The sequence below is a fragment of the Absiella sp. AM29-15 genome (genome assembly GCF_003434225.1).
Lineage (GTDB): Bacteria > Bacillota_I > Bacilli_A > Erysipelotrichales > Erysipelotrichaceae > Hoskinsella > Hoskinsella hominis.
This window is the reverse complement of record NZ_QVFL01000013.1, coordinates 95069-109274: the sequence shown is the minus strand read 5'-3', so window position 1 is coordinate 109274 and position 14206 is coordinate 95069. Positions and strand designations below refer to the sequence as shown.

Below are 14206 nucleotides of genomic sequence, written 5' to 3'. Positions count from 1 at the left end.
AGGAAACGATTATGAGTAAGATTATTGGTATTGACTTAGGTACAACAAACAGCTGTGTTGCTGTCATGGATGGTGGGGACTGCAAGGTTATTACAAACCCAGAAGGTAACCGTACAACTCCATCAGTCGTAGCATACAAAAACGGAGAACGTATCGTTGGTGATGCTGCAAAACGTCAGGTAGTAACAAACAAAAACACAGTAAGTTCTATCAAACGTTTAATGGGTACAAATGAAAAAGTAGAATTAGAAGGCAAACAATATACACCACAGGAAGTAAGTGCAATGATCCTTCAGTATTTGAAAGGTTATGCAGAAGATTACTTAGGTGAAAAAGTTGAAAAGGCTGTTATTACAGTTCCTGCATATTTCAACGATGCACAGCGTCAGGCAACAAAAGATGCTGGTAAAATTGCTGGTTTGGAAGTAGAACGTATTATCAACGAACCAACTGCAGCAGCACTTGCTTATGGTATTGATAAGACAGACAGTGAACAAAAAGTATTGGTTTATGACTTAGGTGGTGGAACATTTGATGTTTCTATCCTGGAACTTGCTGATGGAACATTTGAAGTATTATCTACAAATGGTGATACTCACTTAGGTGGAGATGACTTCGATAACGTTGTTGTTGACTGGATGGTAGATACATTCAAAAAAGAAAACGGCGTAGACTTAAGAAAAGATACAATGGCTATGCAGCGTTTAAAAGAAGCTGGTGAAAAAGCTAAGAAAGATTTATCAGGTATGGTACAGACACAGATTTCCTTACCATTTATCTCTGCTGGAGCTGATGGACCACTTCACTTTGAAGCAACATTAACACGTGCAAAATTTGATGAAATGACAAAACACTTAGTAGAACGTACAATGGAACCAGTACGTAACGCATTACGTGATGCTGGTTTAACAAAGAACGATATTCACCAGGTATTGTTAGTAGGTGGATCTACTCGTATCCCTGCTGTACAGGAAGCTGTTAAGAATGCATTAGGTAAAGAACCAAACCGTTCTGTAAACCCTGATGAAGTAGTTGCTATGGGTGCAGCAATCCAGGGTGGTGTTATCGCTGGTGATGTAAAAGATGTATTATTGTTAGACGTTACACCATTAAGCTTAGGTATTGAAACAATGGGTGGCGTGATGACTGTATTAATTCCACGTAACACAACAATCCCTACAAGTAAATCACAGATTTTCTCAACTGCTGCTGATAACCAGCCTGCTGTAGATATCCGTGTATTACAGGGTGAAAGACCAATGGCAAACGACAACAAAGAGTTAGGTATGTTTAAATTAGACGGTATCGCTCCTGCACGTCGTGGTGTGCCTCAGATTGAAGTTACATTTGATATTGACGTTAATGGTATCGTTCACGTATCTGCAAAAGATAAAGGAACAGGTAAAGAACAGTCTATCACAATTCAGAATACAAGTGGTTTAAGTGATGAAGAAATCGATCGTATGGTTCGTGAAGCTGAAGAACACAAAGCTGAAGATGAAAAACGTAAAGAAGAAATCGATTTACGTAACCGTGCTGAAGGATTTATCGCTCAGATCGACTCTATGTTAGCAGACAATGGTGATAAGATTGATGCTAACCAGAAAGAAGAAACTCAGAAACTGCGTGATGATTTACAGAAATCATTAGATGAAAACGATATGGAAGCTGTTAAGACAAAACTGGAAGCTTTGGAAAAAGCAGCTCAGGCAGCTAGTGCCCAGATGTATCAGCAGCAGCAAAATACTGGTAATCCAGGTGGAGATGCTGGAAACAACAACGATGACAATGTCGTAGACGCAGAATTTGAAGAAAAGAAATAAAACGACGAAACGACTACAAATCCTAGTGCTTGCGCTAGGTTTTGTATGTTGTGGTCTACTTGCGTTTTATGTGTATACATCGCATAAAACCATGGATAGTACAGAATTCTATCATCCATATGTTCAAGTAAACAAGGAAGCGGCATTGTATCAACTGAACAAGGATGAATACGAAGGATTTGCGAAAGTTTATCCTAATGTAACCATGCAACTGGAAGATGAGGATAAACAGGATATGCATACCGCATATTTTAAATTAAAAAATCAGGATGTTTATGTAAAAGCAGAAGATGTAAAAGAAGCAGGTGCACTTACTAAACAAAAAATGACCAGCAGGTATCTTCCATTTAATGAATCTATCATAACCAAAGATACTTATACTATAAAAGATATGGAAAACAAAAACCTAGTGGTGATGCATCAGGCACACATATATCCAATTTATATGAAAGATAAAGATCGAATTGGTGTTATGATTGATGATCAGATGTATTTTATTGACCAGCAGGATATTAAAGAAACAAAGCAGGTAGAAAATACAAAAGAAGAAGTCGCAAAAGATGTTCCTGTATTTATGTATCATTATTTCTATTCGAAAGCGAATGGAGAAAAGGCAGAAAATGGGAACTGGCTGGAAGTGAATGATTTTGAAGATCAGTTAAAATATTTAAAGGAAAAAGGGTATCAAACTGTTTATATGCAGGATTTAGAGTATTTCTTAGATGGTAAAATCCGTTTACCGAAGAAAAGTGTATCCTTAACAGTAGATGATGGAACAAAAAGCATTTATCAATATGCCTATCCATTGTTGAAAAAATATGATATGAAAGCAACCCTGTTTCTGATTACGAATAAATTCAAAGATGGCACATTGCCTGATACCTTTCAAGAAATGAAGGAAAATGGTATGGAATTACAATCACACTCCTATGCGATGCATACTGGTGGATGTGATGGTGGACATGGTGGAGCACTTCGCTGTGTTGATCTGGATACGGGTATCAAGGATACAAAAAAGTCTTTTTCCATTATAGGTGGAGGCTTTGTATATTGTTATCCTTATGGTGATGTGACAGAAAGTGCGTTAGAAATTATGAAAGATAGCGGCGTACGTATGGCTTTTACAACAAATTATGGTAAAATAGAACCCGGTATGGATAAGCTGCAGTTGCCAAGAGTCCGTATTTTTGGGGAATCAGGGCTATCGCAGTTTATATACAGTCTTGATGAGTAGGAAGGTGATCCGATATGAGTGATAAGAGAGATTATTATGAAGTCCTTGGTATTCAAAAAGGGGCAAGCGACGATGAAATAAAACGTGCATATCGTAAGATGGCAAAAAAATATCACCCGGATGTCAACAAGGAACCGGGTGCTGAAGAAAAGTTTAAAGAAGTAAATGAAGCATATGAAGTGCTGAGTGATCCTCAGAAAAAAGCAACTTATGACCAGTTTGGATTTGCGGGCATGGATGGTGCCGGTGGATTTGGCGGAGGTGCTGGTGGTTTTGATGGATTCGGTGACTTCTCTGATATCTTCGGTTCTTTCTTTGGCGGAGGTTTTGGAGGCGGTGGAAGCCGTCGTCAAAGCAATGGTCCACGTAAGGGCGATGATCGTTTCATGCAGATGAGAATCGACTTTATGGATGCCATCTTTGGAAAAGAAGAAGAAATCAATATTGATGTAGATGAATTATGTAATGAATGTAATGGTACAGGCGCACGCAGTAAATCCGATATCAAGGGATGTAGTCGATGCGGTGGTACAGGACATGTGACGACACAGCAGCGTACACCATTTGGCGTATTCCAGAGTCAAAGTGTTTGTCCGGATTGTAATGGTACAGGTAAGACAATTGTTAATAAATGTCCAAAATGTCATGGTAAAGGTTATGAACATAAACGTGTGAAACTGAATATCAAGATTCCTGCAGGTATTCAATCTGGTCAGCAGGTTCGTGTGCCAAATAAAGGAGAACGTGGTGTGAATGGAGGGCCAAATGGAGATTTATATATCGAAATTCTGGTAAGCCGTCACAAACAGTTTACACGCGATGGAAATGATATTCGTATCACCATTCCTATCAGTGCAATTGATGCGACACTTGGCTGTAAGGTGGATGTGCCAACCGTTTATGGTGATGTGGAATTGACCATTCCAGCAGGTACGCAATATGGTCAACAGTTCCGTTTAAAAGGCAAAGGTGTGAAATCACCACGTGGTGGTCAGGGTGATCAGTATGTGGAAGTGAAGGTAGAGATTCCTACAAAGATTAGCCGTGATGAGCGTGAACTGTATGAAAAGATCAAGAATAAGAAGGAACATGAGAGTCCTTTTGAGAAGTTTAAGAATGCGTTTAAATAAGTGAGATTGAGAACCCAGGGTATGGGTTCTTTTTTTGATTTTGGAGATGTAATTCGAATATATTTAATAAAAATAAGAAAATGTAAAGGGATCCATTTAAATATAAGATATAATGTATTATAATGATCTAAACATGATGTTTAAAAGTGAGGGATTATATGATTGCTGATTTATTCTTATAAAAAATTTAAAAATGTATGGTTAATAAAATGAGAGGGTTAAGAAGTATTATGCAAAAGAAAAAAATAGGTATTATTGATGCAGATTTATTAGGACGAAAAAAACATAGGTTTCCGAACTTGGTTTGTGAAAAAATATCTGCATATTGGAAAGAAAAAGGAGCTGAAGTTGAACTAAAATTAGATTATGATAATCTTGAAGAATATGATGCAGTTTATATTTCAAAAGTGTTCACAGATACTCCTGTTCCTCGATGGATTGAGGAAGGAATTGATAGGGAGAATGTGAAGACGGATTTGCCTTCAAATATTCATGTTGGAGGTACAGGCTTTTTCTTCGCAAAAGCACCAAATTTAATTGATGAAATTGAACACCATATGCCAGATTATCATTTATATGATGACTGGATTAATAATGAGTTAGTTAAAGCAGAAGAAAAAACTATTAGTGAAAACGAAGAATTCGATAAAACTGCTTTTCTGGCTCAATTTCGAGAATATCAAGAATATAGTATTGGCTTTATGACAAGAGGATGTTTTAGAAAATGTCCATTTTGCGTAAATCAAAAATATGACCATGTGTTTAATCACAGTCCATTAGAAGAGTTCTTTGATAAATCTAGAAAGAAAATTTGTTTATTGGATGATAATTTCTTTGGGTGTCCTAATTGGAAAGAAATGTTGCAACAATTAATTGATACTAAAAGACCATTTAAATTTAAACAAGGATTAGATGAAAGATTATTAACTCAAGAGAAAATTGATATGTTATTTGGCTCTAAGTATGATGGAGATTATACTTTTGCTTTTGATAATATATCTGACTATGATTTAATACATAAAAAACTGCAAATGATTAGATATAATGAAAAAAGTAATAGACATAGTATAAAATTTTATGTTCTAGTTGGTTTTGAGTCTACGGATTATGTTGATATTGAAAACTGTTTTAAGCGTATTGAATTATTATTTAGATATCAATGTTTACCTTATGTAATGAGATATCAAAACAAAAATGAAGCTCCTTGGAAAGTTTCTAAATATAGATCTTTATATGTTACAATTGCAAGATGGGCTAATCAACCAAGTATTATTAAGAAAATGAGCTTTAGACAGTTTTGTGAAGCAAATCAAGCACTACATAAAACAGAAGGAACTTTATGTTCTTCTATGAAAAGTATGTTAGGCTTTGAAAAGGAATTTCCTGATATTGCAAGAAAATATTTTGATATGCGATATGAAGATATGAAGTGTTATTAGGAGACATGATTATGAGTTTTTATGATGATTGGTTAGATGCGATAAAAAATAGTGATGATGACATTGATTATTTAGAAGCGTTTTTAAAAAAGAAAGACTATACCTTAAGAATTTTACATTCTGGAAATAATGAACAAGTTGAAGTGTTTTGTAGAATACTTTTAAATTATGATTTCAAAAAAATTATTGATTTGATAGATGATAATTATATATCAGAGTTAAATTGCTCAAAAGTTATTCAATTTAGTAATCTTGAAAATGGAACATATAACTTAGTAAGAGTATTGTATGGTCATAATGAGGGACTATCATATCCTGAGATTGGTAGAGCATTAGTAGGAAGCGAAGAGACTAATGCAGCAACAAAATACGGTGAAAATCATTCAAAGTTAGGTCGAGACTTTGAATTGGTAACTATAACTGATAGCAAACCTTCAATTGTGAAAAATACAGTGTTTGGAGAATGTTTTGCTTTTCTAGAAAGGGATCAGCAAATTAAACTTTTAAAAGTTTTAGGATTAAGAGATCCTGTAATAAAAAATTTGATTGCAAATTCCAAAAAAGGAATTGTTTATTATATGGATGAGTGCAACTGTTTATCTGAGAGTACGAGAATTAGAAGAAGGAGTAATGTTAAAAAATTATTTGAATTAATATTCGAAGGTAATACTGATTCATTTATTAATAACATAATGTGGTAGTACTATGAGCTTAAAAGATATAGAAATAAAAAGATCCTATGAAACAGGACCACAGGAAAATGAGTTAATTAATGATTTTTATTTACCTATATTGGAAAATTCAATTAAGTATTATAGAATAGCAGGCTTTTTTAGTAGTTCTAGTTTGTGCATAGCATTGCGTGGTGTAGAGGCTATTGTTTCTAATGGTGGTAAAATTAAATTATTAATTTCTCCAGAATTATCAGATGACGATTATAATATTTTAAAACAAAGTGAGTTTAAAAATACGAATATATTATATAAAAATTTTGACTTAAATGATATCAATGAAAATGATCATTTACGCTTATTTGCTTGGCTTTTGGCTAATGATAGATTAGAGATTAAAATAGTAGTTAACAAAAATATTCAACATAGCTTATTTCACCAGAAAGTAGGTATTATGATGGATAATGAAAACAATATGGTTTCGTTTAGTGGTTCTATTAATGAAACAGCACAAGCTTGGTTAAATAATATTGAAGAATTTAAAACTTTTAAGTCATGGGTAGATGGTCAAAGTGAGTATTTACACGATGATTTGAAGAAATTTGTAGAATTTTGGAATAATGACAGAAGTGATTATGCTATTGTTTATGATATTCCTACTGCTCTGAAAGATGAGATAATTAGAAGAAAGCCTAAAGATATTAATGAATTATCAATAATGAGGAGATTTGTGAAAAGAAGAAATAGTAATGAATTAAAACTATCTTTATTTCCTCATCAATTAAGAGCTGTTGAAGCATGGAAAAATAATAATCGATCTATTTTAATGGAAATGGCCACTGGTACTGGTAAAACAAGAACTGCTTTAGGATGTATGACCGAATTGTTAAAGGAAAATGAATCATTTTTAACTATAATTGCAACACCTCAAGGAACTTTATCAAGACAATGGAAGATAGATGTTGAAGAGTTAAAAATCAATGTAGATTTTCAAATGATTATTGATGGTTCAAATTATAAATGGGTTACAGAATTAGAAAAGATTATTTTAGATTTTTCTTTAGGAATGTATTCTACAGGTATTATTTATACTACTCATGCTACAGCTTCTGATTCCAAATTTATCAAAGCTATAAATAATAGTTCGAATCTAAATGTTTTGTTTATCTGTGATGAAGTACATGGAATTGGTTCAGAGAAACAAAGAAATGCATTATTACCAATATATAATTATCGTATTGGTCTGAGTGCAACACCAGAAAGAATGTTTGATGATGATGGGACTAATTTAATAAGAAAATATTTCGGAAATAAATCATTTGAATTTACAATTGCTGAAGCACTTAACACGATAAATCCTATTACAGGTAAACCGTTTTTAAATAGATATTTATATAAACCAATTTTTGTAGATTTGACAGAAAATGAAATGGAAAAATATAAAAAGTTTTCTCAATTTTTATATCTAATTTTGGATTATTCGCATAACCACTATACTTTCAAGCATTTTGGAGTATAGAAAACCATTCATTTTACCACTAATTTACCACGATTGAATGAGCCTTGATATGACTATAAAATAACACCCAAAAGACATCATTACACCTAAATGGTGTCTTTTTAAAAAGCAGTCAATCATAAGACTAACTGCTTTGTATGTAGGGATATGAAGTTATCAGACAATTTACCAACAAGGTGTCTCCTACCGACCCGATAGCATAGGCAAGAAGAAATCAATTCCACCAGTAAATAGAAATAACCCTAATATTATTGCGACTATTGTTCCTATTCTAATTCTTTTAGTCAGAACAAATACTGCTGGGTGTTTTGGGTCAATATATATGCTATACATTTTTCCTTGCGTCATACCCTTATTTAATCGTTTATGAGATATATTCTGTGTTGTTTGCTCACGATAATATGTTCCGTTATATGTATATTCAAATACTGGAGCTTGTGTAGAAATACCATTGCCACCATAATATGTGTTGTAGCCACAATACACGCCGTCCACTTTTTTTCTACAACACAATAAAGAATACAAATCATTTACTCCAACCAAAATAGATATCAAACCAAAGACAATAGATCCTAATGGCATCACAAATATCTCCCCATATGGAACAAATGAATATACTAAGGAAATAATTCCAAAGCCAATGAAACAAATAAACATAATCAAACAGATAAGTGGCATGACTTTATAGCGTTTCTTTTTCATAATTACAAAACATACTATACCAAATGCTATTGTTAAAAAATAAAGAAAAAATTTCATTGTCTAATCACTCCTATTACAACATTCAATCAGAATTTGTTTCATTATTTTGATTTTGTTTTTTCCATTCCTTATAATCTTTTTTTGTTTCTTGTTGTCTTTTAACATCTTCCATTTTTTCTAAAATCGCTTCTACATCTGGTTGACTGTGCTGTTCTGGTAGAGAATAGAAAATAATGTTATCATCATTTGTATATACTGAAATATTAAAAACCAAATCACTTTCTATAATTTCCTGCATGATATAGGAAATTTCTTCTGCATATTCCTCGTCCGTTTTTCCCTCATTAAGATATATACTTGTTTCTATTTCATACTCTCTTTTTTTCAGATATTCTTCTACACTTTCCTTACCATTCCATTCTGTCGTTGTTGTATGCCCTTGTACTTCAAGTTGATAATTTCTTATAAAAGGTTTATCTTGAAATAAAGGAGTTGCAAGTTCTTCTATTTCATCAGAATAGTAATAAACATGATAACTATCCTCAAAAAATCCAGTATTTCGTGCATATACAGTAGCAATTTGAGAAGAATTTTCTTTACTAGAAACATTTGCCCTAATCCAGTTTAATCCTATTTTTTCTTCTTTGTACTCCTTTACTTCTGTAATGATAAATTCTTCATTGTATTTGCCCTTTAATTTGGATAAGATATATTTTTGTGCTTCTTCACTAGAGTTAAAATCATGCGAATAGCAACTACAACCATTTAATAGTCCCAGACAAAGCACACTTGCTATAATACTCAATACAATTTTTTTATATCGCATAATTGCCACCCCCCAATGTGATTTTATGATTTAATACAGTTCTACAAACTTGAATTTTCAAATTAGTCTTTGCAAATAACCTTTGAACCTTCACCATCAATTACAATTCCCTGACGGTTGTTAATTGGGCATAGATTCAAATCCGAAAACTCAGCCATTATTTTCTCGGTAACTTTCTTAAATGGTGCTGTAAGATAATGCGGAAGAACATAGAAATCAATCAAATCAAGCCCTGCATCATCTTCTTGTGAGTAGTCCTCTGGCTTTTCATCCATTTGCTCGATATATTGGATGCTTGGAGCGCATATAATTGCGCCTGCCGACTCGCCGATCATCAATTTTCCATTTGCCAATTCCTTTTTCAGTAGCCCATCAGCTCCCGTTTTACGGAGCTGGTCCATAAGAAAGAAAGAATTTCCGCCGGTAAAATATATCACATCTGCTTCTTCAAAAACAGACTGTATCGTTGAATAAGCCTCCGTTGAAATATCAATTTCAGTTACGATTGCTCCCAACTTTTTGAATAATTTTCGAGCCGAGCCGACATAACCGATGTAGCCTTCACGCAGTGAAGCTGTTGGAATAAATGCGACTTTCTTATTTTCAATTTCTTCCTTTATCAGACTTCCCACACTTGAAAAGTGCGAACATAAAAATAGTTTCATCAATATTCTCCTTTATAAATTCTAATTTACACATATGAAATATAGGTTTATAATCTTACCATTCATTTATGGCATACAAAATAGCAAGTCTTACATTTTTTAACAACTCAGAAGATAGAGTTTCGTATTCTTCAGATAACCCTTTTTTGTGAGCCATATATGCTGGGCTATCATTCCACGAACCCATTGCTCCAAAAACATCCGAAATACTTGCAGCTTCGAACATTTGAAGATTTTGCTGTGGAATTGGTGGTAAACTCAAACCATACTTTTCATCTGGATATTCGCTATAGCCATCTAAAAGGTTTATAGCAGAAGTAAAAATATTAGCAAAATTTTCACACTCAATTTTTTTAGCCAATTCTTTAATCGATAATAATACATCTCGAAATGAGTTAATGTTATTCTCAAAATATGGTTTTTTTGATGGTGGATTAGTCCACTCATGCTCTGAATATAGAATATTCCATTTTTTTTGCATAGAGTCAAATTGCCAATCAGCAGTAAAGTATGTTACTTTTCCGCTTTTGTAAAAACACAAAATGGAACTTTCTGTTGTATTTGAAAATCCTAAAAATTGTCTATCCTTTACTGAATATGGACATAGCAACTTTATATCCTGTATCCCACTTTTCTTTATTTGTTCAAACCACAATGAAACATTAGAAGCGGTATATTTTTCTGTCCTTAAAAATTTCTTTTGAGGTAAAAAGATAAATTCAATTTTATTCTCATATTCTAATTGAGAAAATCTAATTGGTTCTGATAATTGCAACGCTTTTTTGCTCGTCGCTACAATAGATGCAATTTGAAACATTTGTCCATTCATCATTTCGCCTCCTCTTAATATGAATAATACTGTTCTTTCAAAAATTCCAATTTGTCGCTTTTTTCATACCCATATTATAACAGTTCCATATATCCGCCACAATAAAAATCAGCATACCCTTTGAATATTTTCTGCATTGAACATACACACTTTTTCTTTCTTCCTCTTGATTACCCACCACAGAAAAGAAAAAGCCCTGTCAAGAGCCTTGCCACCAATGGTGGTGCTTTGCACTCTTTACTGGGCTTTTTGTTTGCTGTATCTTCCATTCAAGAGGAAATTAAAGACCTCTGTTCCATTTCGCCTTTAGATAATCTTCATAATCTCCCTCGTTAAAGTCTACTTGTGGAGAAGTATTAGGAATGTTTTTTCTGTTATCTACATCTGCAAGTTGACGGAATATCCAGTCATCATAAGGGTTGTGATATTTATACTCTTTCGGTTGTTCTCTGTATCGGTCTAAACCTCGCATTTCCTTATGTACTTTCATCATGCGTTCTATTTTTTGACGCTGTATCAACTGTTTGATTTCCATAAGTTCTTCCACTTCTACAACCTCATTAGAAAGATAATTGCTGATGTACCTAATCAATATGGTTTCCATGTAAAATTTGTATTCGTTTTCATCATCGAAAAATTCATTTTCAGACAGATAATCTAAGGAAACATTGAAGTCCTGTTCCCGTTTAATAATATCCATAATATATGGCTCGGTATGGTCGATATACTTCCATTCTCCCGACAATAATTCATTGGGCGTTACACCCAGCACGTCCATTATCTTCTCTAATGTATCAAAGGTAGGATAATTCACACCACGTTCAATCTTGGAAAGGCTCTGCATATTGATACCGATTTTGTCCGCAAGTTCCTGTTGTTTCATTCCTCTGTGTTTTCTTATGGTCTGTATGTTTTCTCCTAAGAAACTGATTTTCTTTTCATAATGCTCCATAACTTAGTATAACCGCTCCTTTCGTTGCTTCTCTTGGCATTTATAAGCATATCATACTTAATATATATCCAAAAGTCAACAAAAACTTCTTGACAAGTAATTCTAATGGCGTTATTATCGTATCAGATGGAGTGATTAAGCACGCTAGGGTCAATCACACGCTTGAGTAAGCATAGAGAAGATATATTTTCACTTTGATAGCATGAATAAGCATGGACTGTCAGACCGAAAATAGTGGTTTCCAAAAGGGGCTGGCTGGACGGGGCACGTCCCCCAGACGTGTTCGGACAGACAGTTCCTTTTGGAAAGGGAGCGCCTTTAGGCGTTCGTAAAGGGCGTATATGTAACACCGCCCTGCGCATACATGTCATAGTACCTAGAAACTGTGATAAATAAAGGAAAAAACACGATTTTTACTCCGCAAAAAAACGGGAAGTACGAAAGGAGAAATGCACTATAACTACACACAAAAATTTATCCGTTAAGATTGATTACATCAGCATTGTATTTGATACTGCAACCACTGAAGATGTAATCATGCACATTTTAGGTTTACCGACTGATATTTTCAATGTCTATCCGGCAAGCATTAAATACAAAACCTATCAAGCACGCTGGCAGATTGGAGATATTTATGTATCGGGGGACGCAAGAAAAACAGAGGACAACCCACAAGGGTTAGGCTGTTATCTTGTTATGACTGGCAGAGGTTGTGATGATATTTTCCGTATTCTCGACAGTAGGAATTATACCTTTGGGGATATGTTCCGACGCTGTGAGCGAAGATACGGACGGGATAATTTCCATTTCACAAGACTTGATATTGCCATTGATGATAAGAACGAAAAACCATTTTTTACCATAGAGCAGATAAAGAAGAAATGCGAAAAAGAGGAATTTATCTCGAATAGTGAGGGCTACCACTTTGATGAAAGTAAGTTTGATGATTTCGACACCGCAAAGACTGTTTATATCGGTGCTGGAAAATCGGGATTGTCCTACCGCTTTTATGATAAGGATAAGGAAGTCTGTTCAAAACATAATAAGACACTTGATGAAGTCGGCAGTTGGAAACGGACAGAAATGCAACTGCGTGATGATAAGGCTCATGCTTTTGCCATGACATTCAAGGAAAGACCGCTGGAACTTGGAGAACTGGCTTTCGGTCTATTGGCAAACAACCTACGCTTTGTCGTACCAAACAGAAACGAAAGCAATAAGAGCAGGTGGAAAACTTGTCGGTTTTGGGAACGCTTTTTAGGGGCTGTGGAAGTCTTAAAACTGCAAGTACCAAAACAGCAAAATTCCCTTGAGGAAACACAGCAATGGCTCACAGAGGGTGGCGTGATTTCCGCTGTCAAAAGTTTTTACTTCTTGGAAGAACATGACGCATTAGGTGGACTGGAAAAAGTGGGAACTATGCTTGATAAGGCAAGATACAGCAATTCCCTTTCCAGTAAATTAACCGCCCATTTACAGAGGATAAACCGTACCGACCTTATCCCTTATATCCAGTATGACACGAAACATGGGAAAGGGGGTATCTGATGAATAACAACGATATCCCCGTATGGGAAAAATACACCCTTACCATTGAAGAAGCGTCAAAGGATTTCCGTATCGGAGAAAACAAGTTAAGACGATTGGCAGAGGAAAACAAGGACGCTGGCTGGCTCATTATGAATGGCAACCGCATACAGATTAAACGCCGACAGTTTGAACAGGTTATCGACAAATTGGACGCAATCTAATGCAAATGAGCCTTGTATGTGTTATGATGAACACAAGTCATATCAAGGCTCTTTCCAACAAGGAAAGGAGCAGACACCATGAAAGAAAAAAGACGGGATAACAAAGGTCGTATCCTGCATACTGGAGAGAGCCAACGAACAGACGGAAAATACTTATATAAATATGTAGACGCATTTGGAAACACAAAATATGTGTATGCTTGGAGATTGACACCAACAGACCCGACACCAAAGGGAAAGCGGGAAAAACCCTCACTTCGAGAACTGGAACAGCAGATAAGACGGGATATTGAGGACGGTATCGACAGCACAGGCAAGAAAATGACGCTTTGCCAACTTTATGCCAAACAGAACGCACAGAGGGCAAATGTGAAGAAAAGCACACAGAAACAACGGGAACAACTCATGCGGTTATTGAAAGAGGACAAGTTAGGTGCTAGGAGCATTGATACAATCAAACCCTCTGACGCTAAAGAATGGGCGTTACGCATGAAAGACAAAGGCTTTTCCTACAATACCATTAACAATCATAAACGCTCATTAAAAGCGTCATTCTATATCGCCATACAAGACGATTGTGTAAGGAAAAATCCCTTTGATTTCAAGTTAAGTGAAGTCCTAGAAAATGATACCAAAGAGAAAGTCGCATTGACAGAGGAACAGGA

The 14206-nt window shown here is 34.8% G+C and carries 14 protein-coding genes; 9 read left to right on the top strand and 5 right to left on the bottom strand.

All coding sequences use genetic code 11. From position 1 onward, the window contains the following. Nucleotides 1-11: 11 nt before the first annotated feature. The 6 genes from dnaK to DW761_RS13680 all read left to right on the top strand — a co-directional run bounded on the left by dnaK (nt 12) and on the right by DW761_RS13680 (nt 7816). On the top strand, nt 12-1823 hold the full coding sequence (gene dnaK / locus DW761_RS13705; RefSeq protein WP_117451963.1) for a molecular chaperone DnaK: 1812 nt from the start codon (nt 12-14) through the stop codon (nt 1821-1823). Continuing rightward, a complete protein-coding gene (locus DW761_RS13700; protein ID WP_233513101.1) occupies nt 1807-3057 on the top strand; it encodes a polysaccharide deacetylase family protein in 1251 nt (416 codons plus the stop codon). Before dnaK ends, DW761_RS13700 begins: the two co-directional genes overlap by 17 nt. 14 nt (nt 3058-3071) lie before the next feature. Further along, a complete protein-coding gene (gene dnaJ, locus DW761_RS13695) occupies nt 3072-4187 on the top strand; it encodes a molecular chaperone DnaJ (protein ID WP_117518471.1) in 1116 nt (371 codons plus the stop codon). Between the two features lie 197 nt (nt 4188-4384). Then, nucleotides 4385-5626, top strand: coding sequence for a hypothetical protein (locus DW761_RS13690; RefSeq protein WP_117518470.1), 1242 nt, complete (start codon nt 4385-4387; stop codon nt 5624-5626). An 11-nt stretch (nt 5627-5637) separates the two neighbouring features. Then, nucleotides 5638-6327, top strand: a complete 690-nt coding sequence (locus DW761_RS13685; protein ID WP_117518469.1) for a hypothetical protein — start codon at nt 5638-5640, stop codon at nt 6325-6327. A 4-nt stretch (nt 6328-6331) separates the two neighbouring features. After that, nucleotides 6332-7816: a DEAD/DEAH box helicase family protein gene (locus tag DW761_RS13680; protein ID WP_117518468.1), complete on the top strand. Its 1485-nt coding sequence runs from the start codon at nt 6332-6334 to the stop codon at nt 7814-7816. Between the two features lie 183 nt (nt 7817-7999). Here the strand turns inward: DW761_RS13680 and DW761_RS13675 are convergent, their stop codons facing one another. The 5 genes from DW761_RS13675 to DW761_RS13650 all read right to left on the bottom strand — a co-directional run bounded on the left by DW761_RS13675 (nt 8000) and on the right by DW761_RS13650 (nt 11790). After that, complete coding sequence (locus DW761_RS13675) at nt 8000-8518, bottom strand: hypothetical protein (protein ID WP_119217062.1); 519 nt, start codon at nt 8516-8518, stop codon at nt 8000-8002. An 82-nt stretch (nt 8519-8600) separates the two neighbouring features. After that, complete coding sequence (locus DW761_RS13670) at nt 8601-9344, bottom strand: hypothetical protein (RefSeq protein WP_009587569.1); 744 nt, start codon at nt 9342-9344, stop codon at nt 8601-8603. A 62-nt stretch (nt 9345-9406) separates the two neighbouring features. After that, nucleotides 9407-10009, bottom strand: coding sequence for a Type 1 glutamine amidotransferase-like domain-containing protein (locus DW761_RS13665; protein WP_010775385.1), 603 nt, complete (start codon nt 10007-10009; stop codon nt 9407-9409). Between the two features lie 55 nt (nt 10010-10064). Further along, the gene (locus tag DW761_RS13660; RefSeq protein ID WP_009587605.1) at nt 10065-10841 is read right to left on the bottom strand and encodes a hypothetical protein; all 777 of its coding nucleotides are present in this window, start codon (nt 10839-10841) and stop codon (nt 10065-10067) included. Between the two features lie 277 nt (nt 10842-11118). Beyond that, on the bottom strand, nt 11119-11790 hold the full coding sequence (locus DW761_RS13650) for a helix-turn-helix domain-containing protein (RefSeq protein WP_009587591.1): 672 nt from the start codon (nt 11788-11790) through the stop codon (nt 11119-11121). Nucleotides 11791-12327: 537 nt separating this feature from the next. Between DW761_RS13650 and DW761_RS13645 the strand changes: the two genes are divergently transcribed. The 3 genes from DW761_RS13645 to DW761_RS13635 form a co-directional block, all read left to right on the top strand. After that, complete coding sequence (locus DW761_RS13645; RefSeq protein WP_008790132.1) at nt 12328-13338, top strand: replication initiation factor domain-containing protein; 1011 nt, start codon at nt 12328-12330, stop codon at nt 13336-13338. After that, a complete protein-coding gene (locus DW761_RS13640; protein WP_117518467.1) occupies nt 13338-13541 on the top strand; it encodes an excisionase in 204 nt (67 codons plus the stop codon). Before DW761_RS13645 ends, DW761_RS13640 begins: the two co-directional genes overlap by 1 nt. A 78-nt stretch (nt 13542-13619) precedes the next feature. After that, nucleotides 13620-14206 (top strand): integrase DNA-binding domain-containing protein (locus DW761_RS13635; protein ID WP_199485635.1); only part of this gene is annotated, 587 nt, incomplete at its 3' end.

Bases quoted from the DNA above. Each gene is read 5' to 3' on its own strand.
- dnaK (WP_117451963.1), top strand. From the start codon at position 12: ATGAGTAAGATTATTGGTATTGACTTAGGTACAACAAACAGCTGTGTT.
- dnaJ (WP_117518471.1), top strand. From the start codon at position 3,072: ATGAGTGATAAGAGAGATTATTATGAAGTCCTTGGTATTCAAAAAGGG.
- DW761_RS13690 (WP_117518470.1), top strand. From the start codon at position 4,385: ATGGTTAATAAAATGAGAGGGTTAAGAAGTATTATGCAAAAGAAAAAA.
- DW761_RS13685 (WP_117518469.1), top strand. From the start codon at position 5,638: ATGAGTTTTTATGATGATTGGTTAGATGCGATAAAAAATAGTGATGAT.
- DW761_RS13680 (WP_117518468.1), top strand. From the start codon at position 6,332: ATGAGCTTAAAAGATATAGAAATAAAAAGATCCTATGAAACAGGACCA.
- DW761_RS13675 (WP_119217062.1), bottom strand. From the start codon at position 8,518: ATGAAAAAGAAACGCTATAAAGTCATGCCACTTATCTGTTTGATTATG.
- DW761_RS13670 (WP_009587569.1), bottom strand. From the start codon at position 9,344: ATGCGATATAAAAAAATTGTATTGAGTATTATAGCAAGTGTGCTTTGT.
- DW761_RS13665 (WP_010775385.1), bottom strand. From the start codon at position 10,009: ATGAAACTATTTTTATGTTCGCACTTTTCAAGTGTGGGAAGTCTGATA.
- DW761_RS13660 (WP_009587605.1), bottom strand. From the start codon at position 10,841: ATGATGAATGGACAAATGTTTCAAATTGCATCTATTGTAGCGACGAGC.
- DW761_RS13650 (WP_009587591.1), bottom strand. From the start codon at position 11,790: ATGGAGCATTATGAAAAGAAAATCAGTTTCTTAGGAGAAAACATACAG.
- DW761_RS13645 (WP_008790132.1), top strand. From the start codon at position 12,328: ATGCACATTTTAGGTTTACCGACTGATATTTTCAATGTCTATCCGGCA.
- DW761_RS13640 (WP_117518467.1), top strand. From the start codon at position 13,338: ATGAATAACAACGATATCCCCGTATGGGAAAAATACACCCTTACCATT.